The organism is Sphingopyxis indica, from assembly GCF_032879645.1.
GTDB lineage: Bacteria > Pseudomonadota > Alphaproteobacteria > Sphingomonadales > Sphingomonadaceae > Sphingopyxis > Sphingopyxis indica.
This window is the reverse complement of sequence record NZ_CP076394.1, coordinates 1,929,628-1,948,403: the sequence shown is the minus strand read 5'-3', so window position 1 is coordinate 1,948,403 and position 18,776 is coordinate 1,929,628. Positions and strand designations below refer to the sequence as shown.

The 18,776-nt window shown below is 66.5% G+C and carries 16 protein-coding genes; 4 read left to right on the top strand and 12 right to left on the bottom strand.

Going from position 1 to position 18,776, the window contains the following annotated elements:
- Positions 1-30 precede the first annotated feature (30 nt).
- The 4 genes from KNJ79_RS09180 to KNJ79_RS09165 are packed head-to-tail and all read right to left on the bottom strand — an operon-like array spanning position 31 to position 5,632.
- A complete protein-coding gene (locus KNJ79_RS09180; protein WP_317153692.1) occupies positions 31-1,224 on the bottom strand; it encodes a phospholipase A in 1,194 nt (397 codons plus the stop codon).
- Positions 1,221-2,450: an acetate/propionate family kinase gene (locus KNJ79_RS09175; RefSeq protein WP_317153691.1), complete on the bottom strand. Its 1,230-nt coding sequence runs from the start codon at positions 2,448-2,450 to the stop codon at positions 1,221-1,223. Before KNJ79_RS09175 ends, KNJ79_RS09180 begins: the two co-directional genes overlap by 4 nt.
- The gene (locus KNJ79_RS09170) at positions 2,447-3,871 is read right to left on the bottom strand and encodes a bifunctional enoyl-CoA hydratase/phosphate acetyltransferase (RefSeq protein WP_317153690.1); all 1,425 of its coding nucleotides are present in this window, start codon (positions 3,869-3,871) and stop codon (positions 2,447-2,449) included. The genes KNJ79_RS09175 and KNJ79_RS09170 overlap by 4 nt, the downstream gene beginning before the upstream one ends.
- A 3-nt stretch (positions 3,872-3,874) precedes the next feature.
- Positions 3,875-5,632 carry a PHA/PHB synthase family protein gene (locus KNJ79_RS09165; RefSeq protein WP_317153689.1) on the bottom strand — a complete coding sequence of 586 codons (1,758 nt, stop codon included), beginning with the start codon at positions 5,630-5,632 and terminating at the stop codon, positions 3,875-3,877.
- Between the two features lie 389 nt (positions 5,633-6,021).
- Between KNJ79_RS09165 and phbB the strand changes: the two genes are divergently transcribed.
- The 4 genes from phbB to KNJ79_RS09145 are packed head-to-tail and all read left to right on the top strand — an operon-like array spanning position 6,022 to position 8,868.
- Positions 6,022-6,744 (top strand): acetoacetyl-CoA reductase, encoded by a 723-nt coding sequence (gene phbB, locus KNJ79_RS09160; protein WP_317153688.1) that lies wholly within the window; start codon positions 6,022-6,024, stop codon positions 6,742-6,744.
- A 51-nt stretch (positions 6,745-6,795) separates the two neighbouring features.
- Positions 6,796-7,980 carry an acetyl-CoA C-acetyltransferase gene (locus tag KNJ79_RS09155; protein ID WP_317153687.1) on the top strand — a complete coding sequence of 395 codons (1,185 nt, stop codon included), beginning with the start codon at positions 6,796-6,798 and terminating at the stop codon, positions 7,978-7,980.
- Between the two features lie 26 nt (positions 7,981-8,006).
- Entirely contained in the window at positions 8,007-8,585 is a 579-nt protein-coding gene (locus KNJ79_RS09150) for an HdeD family acid-resistance protein (protein ID WP_317153686.1), read from the top strand.
- Positions 8,586-8,616: 31 nt separating this feature from the next.
- Positions 8,617-8,868, top strand: a complete 252-nt coding sequence (locus KNJ79_RS09145; protein ID WP_317153685.1) for a hypothetical protein — start codon at positions 8,617-8,619, stop codon at positions 8,866-8,868.
- Positions 8,869-8,963: 95 nt separating this feature from the next.
- On the opposite strand, the gene KNJ79_RS09140 is transcribed toward KNJ79_RS09145, so the two are convergent.
- The 8 genes from KNJ79_RS09140 to KNJ79_RS09105 form a co-directional block, all read right to left on the bottom strand.
- Positions 8,964-10,199: an MFS transporter gene (locus tag KNJ79_RS09140; RefSeq protein ID WP_317153684.1), complete on the bottom strand. Its 1,236-nt coding sequence runs from the start codon at positions 10,197-10,199 to the stop codon at positions 8,964-8,966.
- A 96-nt stretch (positions 10,200-10,295) separates the two neighbouring features.
- Positions 10,296-11,543: a TolC family protein gene (locus KNJ79_RS09135; RefSeq protein ID WP_317153683.1), complete on the bottom strand. Its 1,248-nt coding sequence runs from the start codon at positions 11,541-11,543 to the stop codon at positions 10,296-10,298.
- Entirely contained in the window at positions 11,540-11,839 is a 300-nt protein-coding gene (locus KNJ79_RS09130; RefSeq protein ID WP_317153682.1) for a DUF3240 family protein, read from the bottom strand. The genes KNJ79_RS09135 and KNJ79_RS09130 overlap by 4 nt, the downstream gene beginning before the upstream one ends.
- On the bottom strand, positions 11,832-14,903 hold the full coding sequence (locus KNJ79_RS09125; protein ID WP_317153681.1) for an efflux RND transporter permease subunit: 3,072 nt from the start codon (positions 14,901-14,903) through the stop codon (positions 11,832-11,834). The genes KNJ79_RS09130 and KNJ79_RS09125 overlap by 8 nt, the downstream gene beginning before the upstream one ends.
- 10 nt (positions 14,904-14,913) lie before the next feature.
- Entirely contained in the window at positions 14,914-16,035 is a 1,122-nt protein-coding gene (locus tag KNJ79_RS09120) for an efflux RND transporter periplasmic adaptor subunit (protein ID WP_317153680.1), read from the bottom strand.
- A gap of 68 nt (positions 16,036-16,103) precedes the next feature.
- Positions 16,104-17,120, bottom strand: coding sequence for a sensor histidine kinase (locus tag KNJ79_RS09115; protein WP_317153679.1), 1,017 nt, complete (start codon positions 17,118-17,120; stop codon positions 16,104-16,106).
- Positions 17,117-17,794 carry a response regulator transcription factor gene (locus KNJ79_RS09110; RefSeq protein ID WP_317153678.1) on the bottom strand — a complete coding sequence of 226 codons (678 nt, stop codon included), beginning with the start codon at positions 17,792-17,794 and terminating at the stop codon, positions 17,117-17,119. Before KNJ79_RS09110 ends, KNJ79_RS09115 begins: the two co-directional genes overlap by 4 nt.
- Before the next feature lie 129 nt (positions 17,795-17,923).
- Entirely contained in the window at positions 17,924-18,679 is a 756-nt protein-coding gene (locus KNJ79_RS09105) for a cytochrome b/b6 domain-containing protein (protein WP_317153677.1), read from the bottom strand.
- Between the last annotated feature and the right edge of the window lie 97 nt (positions 18,680-18,776).

Here is an 18,776-nt window from a genome sequence, read left to right as displayed (position 1 = left end):
CGCCTCGGGCGATGTCCATGCAATGGGTCCTCATCGCACAAGGGCCACACCGATGCGAAAGCGCGTGGTCCGCACATTATAGTCGAGCAGATTCTCACCATAGCCGATGAAGCTCTGCCCGAAGACGTAGAAATCCGGGCCGCCACCCAGGATCCGGTTCAATGGATAGGAGATATCCGCCGAGACCGAACCCTTGCCGCTGGCGAAATTGAAACGGGTGGAGGTGGAAAGGCGCAGTCCGTGATCCTCCCCAACCTCCATGAACAGTCCGCTATTGCCTCGGTAGCGGCGGATATCGGGATTGTCCGAGCGACCGCCGACGTAGAGCCAGAGGCGCGGCGCTATGATCAGCCTGCGGTCGCCACCGAGCGAGAGAGCCGCCATCGGCGCCACGTAAAGCGTGTTGAAGCTGCGCGATGCCGCACCGTCGCGCCCGTTCGACTCATGGCGCAGGCCGACCTGCGCGCTGAGCGTCGCCTTGTCCGAAAGGCCGATCGGCGACGACAGATAGAAGAGCTCGGGTTGATAGTCGACATTGCGGAACGGGGAGGATCGTGCGCCGAGATCCCAGAACATCCGCTGCGTGTAGGCAAAATAGAGCCCATCGAGCAGCGAGGACGGCCGGTCTTCCCGTTCCCGGCTACCGAAGAGCTGATATTTGAAGCTGATCTGAATCCGCGCGTCGCTGTCGGTGCCAGGCCCGAAAACGGCGTAGATCGGCTCATAGACCGACAGATTGTCGACAAAAGCGTTTCCTGCGGCCCGATCAGCGGGAGGCGGCGTCTGCGGTTCGGTGGCTCCCGACACGCTTTGGTATGAGGGGGATTCGGCCGGAATGGGGCGTGGCGCGAGCGCGACCGGCTGCGCGTCCCAGGACGGCACCGACAGCAGTGCGCCGTCGGCTGCGTCCGTCGCGGGAAGCCGATAGCGAGCAGAGGCGAATTCCTTCGGTGCGACCCTTATGTCCGTATGCGTCGGCGCGATGCGCTCCAGCCAGACGCGCCGACGGATGCCGTCCTTGACAAGCTCGGCCTCGACGCTGTCGGGCAGGACAATATCTTGCGGCGTGACGCCGGCGTTGAGCAGGCGGAGGTCCACGAGCACTCCTCCTACGGGGTCGCGCTCGCCTGCACGGCCGATGAGAATCTCGACGTCGCCCCGAGCCAGGGCGGAGCCCGGTATTGCCGCGGCAGCGATGGCGAGAATTGAGGCCCGGACGATCATGCCAGCAGATGCTGGGCGCCGCCGACCGGCATGACCGTGCCGGTGATCCTTTTCGCCGCATCGAGCGCGTGGAGCGCGATCATGCGCTCTTCATCCGTGGGAATGACGAGCGCCGCCACCGGACTGTCAGGCACGGTGATGCGTGGACCATCACCGGCATTTGCCAGTTCGTCGATTTCCACGCCTAGCCAGGCGAGCCTTCGGCAAATCCGGCTGCGGACATCGGCGTGGTTTTCCCCAATCCCGGCTGTGAAGACGATGGCGTCAAGCCCGCCGAGAGAGGCGATGAGCCCGCCCGCCTCCCGCGCCGCCCGCCAGCAGAAGAGCTCTATCGCTTCCTCGGCCTCCGGCGCTCCGCTCTGCGAAAGCGTGCGCATGTCGCTGGATAGGCCGGACACGCCGAGGAGCCCGGATTTCTTGTAGAGAAGCTCCTCCACTTCAGCCGCGCTCATGCCGAGCTGCATCTGAAGGTGCAGCACGACACCGGGATCGAGACTGCCGCTCCGGCTGCCCATCATCAGGCCGTCGAGCGTCGTGAAGCCCATCGTCGTGTCGACGCTCTTGCCTGCTCGCATGGCGCACAGGCTTGCGCCGTTGCCGAGATGGGCCGCGATCACCCGGCCGGAGGCAAGCACGGGATCGATCTCGGCCAAGCGGCGGGCGATATATTCGTAGGACAGGCCATGAAAGCCGTAGCGGCGGATGCCCTGCTCGTGAAAGGTGCGCGGCAGAGCGAAGCGCGAGGCGACCGCCGGCATGTCATGATGGAAGGCCGTGTCGAAGCAGGCAACCTGCGGCAGGTCGGGACGAAGTTCGGCGATCGCGCGGATGGCGGCCAGATTGTGGGGCTGATGAAGGGGCGCCAGCGGGCAAAGCGCGTCGAGCTTGTCGATCAGCGCGGCATCGACAAGCCGGGGCGCGGCAAATTCGGTGCCGCCGTGAACGACCCTGTGACCCACCGCGATGACCTCATGATCATCCAGATGGTCGCTCGCCCATGCGAAGAGATCCCTCAGCAGATCCGCGTGCGTGAGCGCCGCGCCATCGGCCCAGTCCCGCTCGAGAAGCGCCACTCCGTCAGCCGACCGCGCCTCGAGATGCGGCGCGATGCCGATCTTCTCGATCTTGCCGCCCGCCGAGAGGGTCGGCAGCCCCTGCTCATCGACCGTGAACAGCGCGAACTTGATGCTCGACGATCCCGAATTCAGGCTGACGACCGCCTTCATGCCGATGCCTTTTCAGGCAGGCCGGGCGCCGCCTTGGTCGCTGCGCGGGCCAACAGCACCGCGACCGCGCAGGACGCGAGGCGCGTGCGCAGGCTGTCGGCGCGGCTGGTGAGGATGATCGGCACTCGTGCGCCGAGCACGATGCCTGCCGCGTCCGCGCCGCCCAGGAAGGTCAGTTGCTTGGCCAGCATGTTGCCGGCCTCGAGATTGGGCACGACCAGGATTTCCGCCTTGCCCGCGACAGGCGAGTCGATCCCTTTCTCCCGGGCTGCCGCCTCGCTGATGGCATTGTCCAACGCAAGCGGCCCGTCGAGCACGCCGCCGGTGATCTGCCCGCGATCTGCCATCTTGCAGAGGCCCGCGGCGTCCAGTGTCGAAGGCATGGCCGGATTAACCGTCTCGACCGCCGAGAGGATTGCGACCCTCGGCCTCTCGATGCCGATCACATGGGCAAGGTCGATGGCGTTGCGGATGATGTCGGCCTTCTCTTCGAGGTCGGGCGCGATGTTGATCGCCGCATCGGTGATGATGAGCGGCGTGGGATGGCCCGGCACCTCCATCACATAGGCGTGGCTGATCCGGCGCTCGGTGCGCAGGCCCGTCGCTGACGGAACCACCGCGCTCATCAGCTCGTCGGTGTGGAGCGATCCCTTCATCAGCAGCTTCGCCTCGCCCGAGCGCACGAGCGCGACAGCCTTGGCTGCTGCATCGTGGCTATGGTCGGCGGGGACGATGGCAAAGCCGGAAATGTCCCTGCCCGCTTCCTCCGCCGCCTTGCGGATGCGCGTCTCCGGACCGATCAGCAGCGGCGCCATCAGGCCTGCTTCGGCCGCTTCCAGGGCAGCCGACAGCGCCGCCGCGCTGCACGGATGGGCCACCGCGGTCGGCATCGGCTCGCCGTGCGAGGTCAGCTCGATGAGCCTGCGATAGCCGTCATGACGGGCGAGTCGGACCTCGGGCAGGGCGGCGCGCGGCCGCCTCACCTTCTCGATCGGCGCCTCGACCTCGGCCTGGCCGGAAATGACTTCTTCGCCCTCCTGATTGACGCAGCGGCAGTCGAGCAGGACCACATGACGCTCGGCCCGCTTCTCGCTGACCGTCACCGACGCGGTGATGGTGTCGCCGATGCCGACGGGCCGAGCGAAGCGTAGCGATTGACTGAGATAGATCGCGCCTGGTCCTGGCAGCTCCGTGCCCAGCACCGCCGAGATCAGCCCCCCACCCCACATGCCGTGCGCGATCACGCGGCGGAATATGTCGGTGGCGGCATAGTCCGCGTCGAGATGCGCGGGATCGACGTCGCCCGACACGAGCGCGAAGAGCTGGATATCCTCCTCGCTGAGGGTCCGGGTGAGGCTGGCGGTATCGCCGACCGCGATCTCGTCGAAAGTCCGGTTCTCGATCAGCGCGCCGTCGGCCATCGCTCAGTGCTCCCGGATATATTGGCCGGGCGCCGCATAGAGCGGAGGATAGCCCTTGTCGGGGGCACCCTCGGGCGGGGGCGCGATCGGCTCCCCGGAATGGCTGCCGAGCCAGTCTCCCCATGCGGTCCACCAGCTTCCCTCGAAGCTGTCGGCGCGAGCCAGCCATTCCTCGGCATCGAGCACGGGCCCATCCTGCGGGCGGTCCAGCATGCGATAGTGACGGCCCTTGTGCCCCGGTTCCGAGACGATACCGGCGTTGTGGCCGCCACTGGTCAGCACGAAACGGATGTCGGCCGGCGCAAGCAAGTGGATCTTGTGAACCGATTTCCAAGGTGCCACATGATCGCGCTCGGTGCCGACGACAAACATCGGCCTGCGCAGCGCCGATAGCGAGATCGCGCGGCCATCGACATGGTATCTGCCCTCGGCGAGGTCGTCGTCGAGGAAAAGGCGCCGCAGATATTGGCTGTGCATCGCGTAGGGCATGCGGGTGCCGTCCGCGTTCCAGGCCATGAGGTCGTTCAAGGGCTCGCGCTCGCCCATCAGATAGGTGGTGAGCACGCGCGACCAGACCAGATCGTTCGAGCGCAGAATCTGGAAAGCGCCGCCCATCTGGCTGCTGTCCAGATAGCCCCGGCTCCACATCATGTTCTCGAGCAGGTTGAGCTGGGATTCGTCGATGAAAAGGCCGAGTTCGCCCGGCTCGCTGAACTCGGTCTGCGCCGCGAGCAGCGTGATGCTCGCCAACCGCTCGTCGCCGTCGCGCGCCATTGCCGCCGCCGCGATCGCGAGCAGCGTGCCGCCGAGGCAATAGCCCAGCGCGTGGATGCCCGAAGCTCCGGTGATCGCCGTGATCGCGTCGAGCGCGGCCAGGGGACCGAGCCGCCGATAGGCTTCCATGTCGAGATTGCGGTCGGCGCTGCCCGGATTGTGCCATGAAATCGCGAAGACCGTATAGCCCTGCCCCACCAGCCAGCGGATCAGCGAATTCTCCGGCGACAGGTCGAGAATATAATATTTCATGATCCAGGCCGGCACGACGAGCACCGGCTCGGGCCGGACCTTCTCGGTCGTGGGCTTATACTGGATCAGTTCGATCAATTCGTTGCGGTAGACAATCGTGCCTTGCGTAACGGCGACCGCCTCGCCGACCCGGAAGGTTTCGGTACCCGCCGGCTGCTCGCCGCGCGCCAGGGAGCTCATATCCTCGATCAAGTGCTGGAAGCCGTCGATCAGGCAACGTCCCCCTGTCTCCACGATGCGCTGCTGCAGCACGGGGTTGGTGGCGATGAAGTTGGTGGGCGCCAGCACGTCGAGCATCTGCCGGGCGGCGAAAGTGATCATGTCCTCATGGTGCTGGTTGACCCCCATGACGCCCGTGGTCGCGGCGTGCCACCACTGCTGGGTCAGCAGAAAGGCCTGCACCAGCATATTGTAGGGCGGTTGCCGCCAGGCGGGATCGTCGAACCGGTGGTCCTGCGGCAGCGGCTCGATCGCGGGCGCGGCGTCGGGATCGTGCGCTTCGCGCAGCACATAGTCCGAGAATCGCATATATTTGCGCGTCGCCTTGGCCGCCAGCTGCAACTGCTTACCCGGTGAGCAGGCGAGATGCTGCATCCAGTCGGAATAGGCCTGGGTCAGCGTCGCCGGCGACAGGCCGTGCGTGATCTGAGCGATCGCCGCCGCCGCAGCGCGGTCGAGCGTTTCGGCGACTCCGTCAAGCGGGTCACACTGCGCTGCGCAATCCGATGGGGGCATTGCTTGTTCTCCGGTTCCTTGTCGCCCGACAATCCCTGCCGGCAGAGCCGACCGTCCATGCGCACGTCCGGGCTCACGCGCGATAGCGGCAGCGACATTGCTTTCGACAAACGGTAATATGAGGAGTAGATTCTGAGCAAGCTGGTTTGCGTTTTGGGGCTGACTTTCCCCTCATGCCATCTTCTGATCCGCGATAAGTCGCGGGAATTTGCGGAACGAATGCGCTTCGCCCTGGCGCTCCAACGAATATGCATCCCACCTTTTGATACCAATAAGTATACATACGGATAGGGGAATCGGACCATGTGCCCCAGTTCTCCTTGGACAGCGTCGGATGGGCCGACCCGCGGAGAGCCGCCTCGGTTGATCTGGTGTGCAGAGGAGAAACCATGGCTCGCATAGCGCTTATCACAGGTGGTGTGACCGGTATTGGCGCCGCGACGGCGAAGCTTCTGCGCAAATCGGGATACACCGTCGTCGCTAACTATTTCGGAAATGATGACAAGGCCCAGAGTTTCGCACAGGAGACGGGCATCCCTGTCTACAGCTGGACCGTGGCGGACTTCGCTGCGAGCCAGGCCGGGGTCGCCAAGGTGGTCGCGGACGTCGGCCCGATCGACATCCTCGTCAACAATGCGGGCATCACCCGCGACGGCACATTGCACAAGATGACCGAAGAGCAGTGGCGCAGCGTCATCGATGTCGATCTCGGCGGCTGCTTCAATATGTGCCGGGCCGTGATCGAGGGGATGCGCGAGCGCCGCTTCGGGCGTATCGTCAACATAAGCTCCGTCAACGGGCTCTCCGGCCAGTTCGGCCAGACCAACTATGCCGCGGCCAAGGCCGGCGTCCTCGGCTTCACCAAAGCGCTCGCGCTCGAGGGCGCGGCGCGCAACATCACGGTCAACGCGATTGCGCCGGGATATACCGACACCGCGATGGTTGCGGCCGTGCCCGAGCAGGCGATGGTGGGTGTGCTTGCATCGGTTCCCGTGGGGCGCCTGGGCACGCCCGAGGAAATCGCCCGCGGCGTCCTGTTTCTGGTCGAGGACGAAGCCGGTTTCGTGACCGGCGCGACCCTCTCGATCAACGGCGGCAAATATATGGCCTGAATACGCGCCCGGGCTGCCTTCAGCCGATCCGACCTTTCGAAGGAGAGCATTATGGCAACCAGCGTCTTCCTCTGTTCGCCCGTCCGGACGGCGATCGGCGCCTATGGCGGCGGTCTCAAGGACATGCCCGCTCCCTCGCTCGGCGCCATTGCCATCCGGGAGGCACTGGCCCGCGCCGGCGTGGGCGGCGATGCCATAGACGCTGTCGTGATGGGACAGGTCGTGCAGGCGGGAGCAAAGATGAACCCCGCGCGGCAGGCCGCAATCGGCGCCGGCGTACCCGACAGCGTTCCGGCCATGACCGTCAACCGGGTCTGCGGCTCCGGCGCACAGGCGATAGCCAGCGCGGCCCAGGAGGTCATGCTGGGGCTTGCCGGCGCGGTCGTCGCGGGCGGCATGGAGAATATGGACCAGGCCCCCTATCTGATCGAAAAGGGCCGCTGGGGCTATAGGATGGGCGACGGCAAACTCGTCGACAGCATGCTCCATGACGGGCTCAACGATGCCTTCTGCAACCAGCATTCGGGCTGGGTGACGGAAGACCTGGTCGCCAAATTCCAGATTTCGCGCGAGGCGCAGGATGCCTGGGCACTCCGCTCCCAGCAGCGGTTCAGCGCCGCCCAGGCCGAAGGCGGTTTCGCGAGCGAGATCGTCCCGGTCGAGATTCCGGGGCGGAAGGGGCCGACGATCTTCGACAAGGACGAGCAGAACCGGCCGGATACGACGCTGGACAGCCTTGCCCGCCTCAAGCCCGCCTTCCGGCCCGAAGGGACGATCACCGCCGGAAACGCACCCGGCCTCAACACCGGCGCAGCAGCGATGATCGTTGCCGGCGAGAGCTGGGTCGAGACGCATGGCGTGACACCTCTCGGCCGGCTCGTCGCCTTCGGCGTGGGCGCGGTCGAGCCTGGCCTGTTCGGTCTGGGGCCGGTTCCGGCGATGCGCCAAGCTCTGGATCGCGCCGGTTGGTCGACGGGCGATCTGGAGCGTGTCGAGATCAACGAAGCGTTTGCGGCGATCGCAATCGCCGTCACTCAGGAGCTTGGCCTTTCCGAGGACATCGTCAACGTCGAGGGCGGCGCCATAGCTCATGGGCACCCGATCGGCGCAACCGGAGCCGCGCTTGCGACACGGCTGCTCTACTCCTTGCACCGGGACGGGCTTCACAGAGGTGCGGTGACGCTGTGCATCGGCGGCGGACAGGGCGTCGCATTGCTCATCGAGGCGAGCGCCTGAACCATCCATGCTCAGAGGTTGAAGCGATGAAACCATCAGGAGAGCCAAGCGACTATCGCAGGAGAGGCCAAAGCGTCTGGGTCTGGGTTCTTGCCTATGGCGCGCTTCTGATCCTGGTCGGCGGGATAGCTCTCGCCAAGCCACTGGCAACCGGTGTCACCTCCGGGCTGTTCCTTGGGTTCATTCTCTTGGTTAGCGGCATTGCTGGACTGGCCGCGGGCGCTTCCGGTCTCGGCTGGCGCAGCCATTGGCTTGATATCCTGCTCGGCATTCTCTCGATCCTGGCTGCGCTGTTCGTGTTCTGGAACCCGCTCGCTGGCGCGCTGGCGCTCGTCTGGATCATTGGCGGCTTCATCATCCTTTCCGGCGCGCTCGAATTCGCAGGCGGCCTGCAGAGCCGCCATCATCGGGTCTGGCTGTTGCTGCTCGGCCTCATCGACCTCCTGCTTGGAACCCTGCTCCTCTTTGTCGGACCGATCGACGCTCTTGTCTTTCTTGCCGCCTTCGTAGGACTGAGCTTCATCCTGCGCGGCCTGTTCCTCGCCCTGCTTGCCCTCAAGCTCCGCTCGCTCGCGCGCATGACCCCGTCTTGGGAGGAACCATGAGTCCGGCGCACGCAAGCCGCCAGGGAGAAAGATGATGGCGTGGTTTGCACGGGTACTGCTGTTCATTCCATCGCTGATCGCGGGGTGGTTCGTCGCGCGCGAAGACGCGCGCTTCTGGGTTATCGCCATGGTGATCGCGCTCGTTTTCCTCGCGTTGAGCTGCATCGTCGGCATCTATGCGCCCTCGCTTCGGCCTTGGCCGCGGGAGCGTTCCAGGCCTCCGGATGCCGATCGCAAGGGCAAGCCGCCGACCAATCGGGTCGACGATGCCAATCTCTCGTGATCGCTTCTCAAGCAAAGAAGAGAATGCCTGAGGTTTGAACGCCCTAACCCCTGGGAATAGCGACTTGACCCTGGCCAAGCCGCCTGCTCCGCTTCTTACGGCCTCCCGGTTGGTCGTTGCGATCCGGCAGTCTGATCGAACTCGGGCAAGGTGCGGATGACCATGCCCAGCACCGCGCAGGTGAGCCCGGCGAGCACCGTTCCGCCGATGAACGCACCGGACGGTCCCCAGGCCGACCAGAGCGCACCCGCAATGGGGCTTGCCAGAAGCACCGCAAGGCCCGTGGCAAGGTTGAACAGTCCAAAGCCCGTCCCCCGCAAGTCGGGCGGCGTCGTCCCTGCGATCATGGCCGACAATATCCCCTGGGTCAGCCCCATGTGCAGCCCCCAGAGCAGCACGCCGCCGGAAGCCATCCAGAGACCCGTGCTTGCCGCAAGCAGGATATCGGCCGCCATCAAGGCCGCCATCCCGAGCAGGAGGACATGCGGCGGCTGGGCTCGTTCCGCGAGCAGGCCCGCCGGATAGGCGCTCAGCGCATAGGCGATGTTCATCAGGACGAGCACCAGCGGCACGAATGTCAGCGCAAGTCCGAAGCCCTGCACCCGCAGAATGAGGAAAGCCTCGCTGAACCGCGCAAGCGTCATCAGCACCGCAATGAGGAGCACTGCCCAGAAGGGCCGCGACAGCCGGGCCATGTCCTGTCGTCGGATCGGCCAGTCAACATGTCCTGCCATGCGCGCCGGCGGTGCGTCCGTGACTGCGAAGACGACAAGGGCCGTTGCAATCATTGCCGGGAAAACCGCGATCCAGAATACCGTCCGGATCTCGACCTGCCACGCCACCATCAGCGCCAGCGCGATCAGCGGCCCGAGGAACGCTCCGGCGGTATCGAGCGACTGGCGCAAGCCGTAGGCGGCCTGATACTGCTCGGGCGGCGTCAAGTCGGCCAGCAGGGCATCTCGCGGCGCGCCGCGAATCCCCTTGCCGAGGCGGTCGACAATACGCGCGCCGACGATCCATCCGATCGAGGGCGCGAGCGGAAAGACCGGCTTGCTCAGCCCCGCAAGTCCATAACCGAGCGCGGTGAGAAGCTTGCGCTTTCCCAGCCAGTCGCTCAATGCGCCCGCGAAGAGCTTGGTCAGCGCCGCGACAGCTTCCGCCACGCCCTCGATCACGCCGAGCGTCATCATCCCGGCGCCCAGCACGGTCGTAAGATAGACCGGCAGCAGCGCGTGGATCATCTCGGAGGACGTATCCATGAACAGGCTGACCAGCCCGAGAACCCAGACGCCGCGCGGAATGCTCAAGCGATGTTGTTGCGGTTCCTCCATGCAAGTCGTCCCTTTTCCTTCGATCGGCTTGGCGCGTTCATCCGACGGCTAAGGAAATTAGCCACGCGCGGCCGTCCGGCACAGACCGATGTTATCCTATTGTCCCTTCTCTTCATCGGGCGCCCAGATGCTGTGGGAATCGATCTGCAGCTTGAGCAGCGCGCGGTCGGCTTCCGATCTCGCGTCGATCTCGTATCGGCGGGCGTCGTTCGCCTGCCGCCGCGCATAAAGCAGGTCGGCGAGGTCAATCTGGCCCAGGTCGAAGCCCCGCGCGGTCCTGGTCACGGCATCGGCCGCGCTGCGCGCCGAGGCGTCGGCGCTCCGCCATGCCTCGAGCCGGGTGCGTGCATTGGACAGGTCGGCATCGGCCGTGGCGGCCACCATGCGCTGCACATTGGCCAGCTCGAGCCGCGCGGCGCCGGCTTCCGCCGAGGCCTGATCGGCGGCTGCCCGGCGATAGCCGCCGCCGAGCGGAATCGAGGCCACCACGCCCGCGCCCTTCTCCATGCCGCTGCGTTCGCTGAACAGGCGCACGCCGAACGAGGGATCGGCGATCCGGTCGGCCCGGACGCGGCGCGAGACGACGCCGAGGCGCTGGGCCTCGCGGTCGGCGGCGCGGATCTCATGGCTGCGCTCGATCACCAGATCGCGCATACCTTCCAGGCCCTGGGACGGAAGAACGGGCTCGGCCAGCGCGGGCGCCTCGGTGGGCAGTGGAAGATCGGGGAAGGTCGCGGCCAGGGTGACGCGCGCCTGCTCGCGCGCTGCGAGCGATGACGACGCCTGGGCGCGCGCCTGCGCAAGCGCCGCCGAGGCTTGATCAAGATCGAGCGCTGCAGCATCGCGCAGCGACACCCGGCGGCGCAGGGCGGCGAGCGCCCGTTCCAGGCTCGCCACCGTGTCCAGGTCGTTGCGGTAGTGCGTCCCCGCTGTCAGCCAGTCGTGCCAGAGGCCGGAGAGCATGAGCGCGGTCTGGTGGCGCGCATCTTCCATGCGATTTTCGGCGACCTCAACCTCCAGTGCGCCGGCCTCGCGGTCGAGCGATGCCTTGCCGGGAAGCCGGAACGGACGGCTGATCGTCGTATCGAACTCGTCATAGCCGCCCTCGCGATCGACGGTGCGGCGAATGTAGCTGCCCGTCACCGCCACCTCATGTGGGCCGCGGCGGAGCATGTCGCCATGCGCGCGGGCGGCCGCCACGCGTTCGGCCGCAGCCGCGACAATCGGGTGATTGTCGAGCACCTCGTTGACCTTTTCCGCCGGCGGCAGGTCCACTCGCTGCGCCCATGCGGGAGCCGCCACAAGGAGCGATGCAAGCGTCAGCAAATGCAAGGCCCGCCTCATGCGATCCTCCCGCGTGTCAGCACGGAAACCGCATGCCAGCGCACCGGCAGGTCGCGCTTCGCTTCGGTGACAGCGCGGATCAGATCGGGCAGCACCTCCTCCCCGACGATCAGCTCCAGCGCGTTGCGCTGAAGACGACCGGCGACCTGCTCCGCCGTGCTGGCGTCGCCGAAATCCCGGCCGCGCACGGTCTTTTCGGTGATATGGACGGGTGCTGGCGCAACCGCCCGGATCGCTGCGATGAGAATGTCCATGTCGCGAGCAGCGCAATGAAAGGTGAGCAGGATGTCAGGCATCGCCGGCTTCCTCGGCGCCTTCCCCGAAGCGCTCGAACAGGATCGGCAGGAGGATCAGCGTCAGCAGGGTGGAGGTTAGGAGACCACCAATGACCACGATCGCAAGCGGCCGCTGGATTTCCGATCCGGGCCCGTTGGCGAACAGCAGCGGCACCAGGCCGAAGGCGGTGATGCTGGCAGTCATCAGGACAGGGCGTAGGCGGCGCTCGGCGCCCAGGCGCACCGCCTCGGTCATGCTGCGGCCTTCCTCGCGAAGCTGGCGGAAATAGGCGACGAGCACGAGCCCGTTCAGCACCGCGATGCCAAGAAGGGCGATGAACCCGACCGAGGCCGGCACCGAGAGATATTCGCCCGACGCCCAGAGCGAGACGACGCCGCCCACCATGGCGAAGGGGATGTTGAGCAGGATGAGGACCGAGGCGCGCAGCGATCGCAGCGTTCCCAGCAGGACAAAGAAGATCAGCAGCAAGGCCACCGGGATCACCAGCATCAGCCGGGCCGAGGCGCGCTGCTGGTTCTCGAACTGCCCGCCCCACACGATCCGGTAGCCGGACGGCAGCTTGACCTTGGCCGCCACCGCCGCCCTGGCCTCGTCGACATAGCCCACAAGGTCGCGGCCCGAGACGAACGCCTGCACCAGCGCGAAACGTGAGCCGTTCTCATGGTCGAGCTTGACCGGCCCCTCGGTCCGCTGAACCTTCGCCATGTCGCTGACGCGGGCGAGGACGCCTTCAGGCGTGCGCAGCTGCAGGTCGGCGAAACGCGCGGGGTCCGAGCGCAGGCTTTCGTCTCCCCGGATGACGATGGGCACGCGCTTCTGGCCCTCGGCCACGACGCCGGCCCGGACGCCCTCGACCTGGGCGCGCAGCGCGTCCTCCATCTGGTCGACCGGCATGCCGAACCGGCCGGCGGCGGCGCGGTCGATGTCGAGCTGGAGATAGTCGACGCTATCGTTCGCGACCGTCATCACTTCCGTTGCGCCGTGTACGCCGGACAGCACATGCTGGATCTGGCCAGCGAGGTCGGACAATGTCGCAAGGTCCGGCCCGAAGATCTTGACGGCGAGGTCGCCGCGCGCGCCAGTCAGCATCTCGGACACGCGCATTTCGATGGGCTGGGTGAAACTCGGCTGGATGCCGGGGAGACCTTCCAGGGCCTTGCGGATTTCCTCGACGACGAAATCCTTGTCGCCCCTCCATTCGGAGCGGGGCTTCAGACGGACGAAACTGTCGGTCTCGTTGGGGCCCATCGGGTCGAGGCCGATCTCGTCGGCGCCGACGCGGGCGATCACGTCCTGCACCTCCGGGACGGAAAGCAGCGCGCGCTGGGCCGCCATGTCGCCCTTTACCGACTGGTCGAGGTTGATCGAGGGCAGCTTGGTGAGCTGGACGATCACCGAGCCTTCGTCCATCGTCGGCATGAACGTCTTGCCGACCGCGCCATAGGCGATGCCGGCGATTACGAGCCCGGCCGCCGACAGCACATAGACGAGGCGCTTGTGCCCGAACGCGGCCTCCAGCAGCCGCCGGTAGCGTGGCGAAAGCTGCCGCATGACCCACGGCTCGCCATGATGGCCGCTCTTGAGGCCGAGTGAGGACAGGACAGGGACAAGCGTGAGAGCGAGGAGCAGCGAGCCGGTCAGCGCGAAGACGATGGTGAGCGCGACTGGCGCAAACAGCTTTCCTTCCAGCCCCTGCAAGGAGAGCAGCGGCAAGAAGACCAGCGCGATGATGAGGATGCCCGCCGACACCGGAACGATGACCTCGCTCGCCGCCTGGAACACCAGATTGAGGCGCGGATGGCCTTCCTCGTGCGAGCGCCCCAGCCGCTCGACGATATTCTCGACCACCACGACCGCGCCGTCGACCAGCATGCCGATGGCGATGGCGAGCCCGCCGAGGCTCATGAGGTTCGCGGACAGCCCCATGCCGCGCATGAACAGGAAGGTGATGAGCGCCGCCATCGGCAGCGTCACCGCGACGATCGCCGCCGCGCGCCAGTCGCCCAGAAACAGGATGAGCAGCACCACCACAAGGACGGTGGCCTCGAGCAGGGCTTCCTCCACGGTGCCGACGGCACGCTCGATCAGGTCCGAACGGTCATAGAAGACATCGACATGCGTGCCGGCGGGCAAGCTCTTCTGGACTTCGGCGAGCCTGGCCCGCACGCCGTCGACCACCTGCCGCGCATCGGCGCCGCGCAGGGCGATGACCAGCCCCTCGACCGCTTCGGCCTTGCCGTTCTTGCTGACGGCCCCGTAGCGGGTGAGACTCCCGGTTCCGACAGTCGCCACATCACCCAATCGGACGATACGGCCGTCGCGGCTGGCGATGACGAGGGATTGCAAATCCTCGGCGGTGCGAATGGCGCCCACTGCGCGCACGATCAGGGCTTCTTCGCCGCTCGTCAGACGGCCCGCACCGTCATTCCGGTTGCCGCTCTCGATCGCGCCGCGCAGATCCGCCACGGAAAGCTTTGCGCTCGCCAACGCAACGGGATCGGGCCGCACCTCGAAAGTGCGGACATAGCCGCCGAGCGCATTGACATCGGCGACGCCGGGCACCGTGCGCAGCGCTGGCCGGATCGTCCAGTCGAGCAGCTCGCGCTTCTGTTGAAGGCCGAGCGGCCCTTCGATCGTGAACATGTAGACGTCCGAGAGCGGCGTCGAGATCGGCGCGAGACCACCACTGACCGATGCCGGCAGATCGGTCATCACGCCCGACAGACGCTCGGCGACCTGCTGGCGCGCCCAGTAGATGTCGGTGCCGTCGGTGAAATCGATGGTGATGTCGGCGATCGCATATTTGGCACTTGAGCGCAGGATCGCCTGGTTGGGGATGCCGAGCATCTCCATCTCGATCGGCGTGATGACCCGGCTTTCCACTTCCTCGGGCGTCATGCCCGGCGCCTTGAGGATGAGCTTGACCTGCGTCTGGGCGATGTTGGGATAGGCATCGACCGGCAGGTTGACGAAGGCCCAAGCCCCCAGCCCGGCGGTAACCAGCGCCAGCGCGAGGACGAGCAGGCGATAGGAGAGCGCGTTGGCGACCAGCGAGCGGAGCATCGGAGAAGCCCTAGCGCGAGGTCGCGAGCGCCTTGAGCGCGCTCGTGCCGACGATCACAACCTGCTCGCCCGGCTTCACGCCGGAGAGCAGGATGACCCGGTCTTCACCGGAGCCGGCGCTCGTCACTTCGCGGACCACGAAACCACCCCGCGCAGCGACGAAGACGACCATCTTGCCGTCGATCGCCGCGACAGCTGTCGATGGCACGCTCACCGCCTCTGCCGGCGCGCGACCGAATACGGACAGGCTGGTCGCCTTCCCCGCGACAATGCCGGTGCCGGCCGGTATCTCGGCTTTGAGACTGGCCGAACGGGTCATGGGATCGATCGTCGACCCCACAGCCGTCACACGGCCGACGATGCCCGGAGAAATCCGCACCGCCATGCCGGGGCGGATCACGCCCACCATGCGCTCGGGCAACTGGCCGACGGCCTCGTACCGGCCTGTTGCGTCAATCACATAGGGCGCGGTCGTGCCGTCGACCGGATTGCCCGCCTGAATGGTGCTGGTCGTGATCCGGCCCGCGATCGGCGCCGTCAGCGTATAGGTGCCGCTTCCACCATGGCCGTTGGTCATGCGCAGGATGCGCGCCTTCTCGGATACGTCCGCGCGGGCTTCGGCCGCAAGGGCATTGGCTTCGTCGGCCCGGGCGCCCGCGATGATGCCCTCGCGGCTGAGCTGCGACAACCGCGCGGCATTGGCCTCCGCGACACCGCGCCGCGCATTCGAACGGGTCAGGTCCGCACCGATGGTCAGCACCTCGCGGCTGGCGATGACCGCAAGCGGCTGCCCCTGCCGGACACTGTCGCCTTCCACCACCAGCGTCCGCACCACCACGCCGGGGAAGGTCGCGGCTACCGCCACGCGGGCATTGGCGGGGGGCTGGATCACCGCTGGAATGGTGGCAAGCGGCGCCTCGCCCGCCGTGGCAGCGGGTGCGAGGCGGATGCCGAACTGCGCAGCCTGCCTGCTGTCGACGGAAAGAATGCCCGGCGCCGCCTGCCCGGCTACTGGGGGTTTGGGACTGGGGACAGGCGGCGCCGTGCCGGAGCCGGTGGTGAACCACCAGAGACCGGCAAGCGTCAGCGCGACCACGAGGACGCCGGCAAGGACATAATTTCGTTTCGACACGGGTCCCGCCTAACGGGCGAAACTGACGAGACGCTGACGGGACCGAAATCTTTGCCGCGATGCAGCAATCAGGCGTCGTAAAAGCGCAACGACAGTTCCCGCTCGGCTGGATCCGTGGCGAGCTTTCCGCCATGCGCGGTCATGATCCGGTCGACGATCGCAAGACCGAGCCCTGCCCCATCTCTGCTCGCATGGTCGGCCCGGCTGTGCCGCCGCACGAGGTCGCGCAGCCGTTCGGACGAGAGGCCAGGTCCCTCGTCACGCACTCCGATCACCGCTCCCGGCCCGACCCGGACTTTCACGGCCCCACCCGCGGGCGTCGCGCGGACGGCATTCTCGATCAGGTTGCGCAGGGCCGCGCCGATCGCCTCGCGCCGACCCGGAACGATCGTGGCTCCTTCGCCGGGGTCGAGCGCGATGGTCTTTCCCTGCGCAATGATGGCGGGAGCAAGATAGCTGACAACATCGCCAGCAAGATCGGCGAGGGAAACAGGTTCCGGCGCCAGTTGCGCGGCTGTAGCAGCGTCGATCTGGGCCAGCAGCATGAGCTGGTCGATAAGACGACGCATCGCGGCGACATCGCCCTTCAGGCGCACGGCGTCGGCATGATCGAACCGGTCGAGCTCGAGCGACAGCACGGCAAGCGGCGTGCGCAGCTCATGCGCGACATCGGCTGCGAAAGCCTCCTGGCGCGTGGCCGCGTCGTCGAGCCGTCCAAGCAGGTCGTTGACCGCGTCCGTGAACGGCAGCGCCTCGGCGGGCATGTGCGAGGTATCGATGCGGAAACCGCGTTCATGCCCGCGCGCGGCCTCGATGGCGCAAGCGGCCTCCTCCAGCGGCCCGAACGCCTGCCGGATCACGCGCATGCCCACGAAGGCCACCGGCCCCATCAGCACGATCACCGGAAGCGCGACATGCTCGAGCATCTCGCGCACTGCCCGCATCAGGGCATCCCCGGCCGTCAGATCGGCGAAAGTGAGGCTGTAGAAGAACACGACCGCGGCCAGCAGCAGCAACGTGCCGACGAACCCGACCAGGCCCAGCCCGCGCGCGAGCCGGCGCGACACCGAGCGCCGATAGGTCACGCCGCGATGTCCTTCAGCATGTAGCCGACGCCGCGGATGGTGTGGAGGGCGCCGCCGGCTCCGGCGTCATCGAGCTTGCGGCGCAGGCGCGAGATCGCCGCTTCCACCGCATTGGGCGTCACCGGCTCGCTGAAATTGTAGAGCGCGTCCTCGATCGTCTCCCGGCGCACGACACTGCCCGCGCGGCGCAGCAGCAGCTCCAGCAGGTCGGCCTCGCGGCGGGAAAGCTCGATGTCCCTGTCCCCATGGCGCGCCGTGCGCGTGGCTGTATCGAACCGGAGCGCGCCCGTCTCGAGCACCGTCTGTACACGGGGCCCGGGGCGGCGCAGCAGCGCGCGGATGCGTGCTGCCAGCTCGTCGATCTCCACGGGCTTCACGACATAGTCGTCCGCGCCGGCGTCGAGCCCGGTCACCCGATCCTCAAGCGCGCCGCGCGCCGTCTGGACGATTGCCGGCGGCATCTGCCGGTACTGACGCCGGCTGGCCAGCCAGTCGATGCCGTCGCCGTCCGGCAGGCCGAGATCGAGCACGATCGCATCATAGGCGGCCTCGTCCATCGCGGCGTCCGCCTCCGACAGGCACCCGGCAATGTCGCACGAGAACCCCCGGCGCTGGAGACCATCCGCCACCAGCCTTGCCAGACGGCCATTGTCCTCGACGACAAGAACACGCATCTACGCTGGCTTTCGCGGCATGGTCAGGCGCAAGTCTTCGGCATCCGCGGGCCGACCTGAAACCAGGGGACCGGCGATCGGAAAATCCGCGATGCAAAGTATCCTGTAGTCGGATCCAGCGAGACAGCCTCAATCCCGATCAACGTCCCCGCCTCGGTCGACAGCCTTGCCCTCGATCTCATGTCCTTCCTTCGCGTCGCCAGGCGCATGTGGGACGAACGCGGCAGGATCATAGCGCAGAACGCCGAATGTTGTCGCCACGATCACAGCGGCGGCGAGCAGCAGCGCCATCGCGCCCGGGCCGCGGGCATCACGCGCGCCGGGATGCTGCGCCAGGCTCTTGCGGCCGGTGACCATGGCGCGCGCGAGATTTTCGCGCGTGAGAACCGACATCAGCACCACCGCCGCGACATGGATGGCGATGAGTGCGAGCAATCCATAGGCAAGCGTCTCGTGCAGATCCTCGTCGGGCTGCCCCGCATCGACCCTGATGCCGGTCCACAGCACGGCGCCGGTCACGATGAGAAGCACCACAACGGCGAGCGCTCCGAGCGGGTTGTGGCCGATCGTGCGCTCCGGATGTCCGGTCATGAGTTCCCGGATGTGCGAGAACAGGCCGGATGGGCGCAGGAAATTGGCGAAGCGGGCGTGCTCGCCGCCGATGAAGCCCCAGACAAGACGAAAGACCAGCAGAACGGCGGCGATCCAGCCCGCTGCTATGTGCCAGGCGGCGATGGGATTGTCTCCTTCCGAGGAAAGGAAGGCAACCGCGATCGCGGCGACCAGCAGCCAGTGGAAAAGCCTGAGCGGTGCATCCCAGACCGTGAATGTGTCGCCGTGAACCGAACGTGCCATAAGCATCACCGTCTCCTTCGGCATTTTCATAGAGGAGTTTGCTGACGACACCCTGACGAACGCGAACCGTAACCGATCACGCACTGCTCGGGCATGATCTGATGGCCGATTATTGGCACTCGGTCTC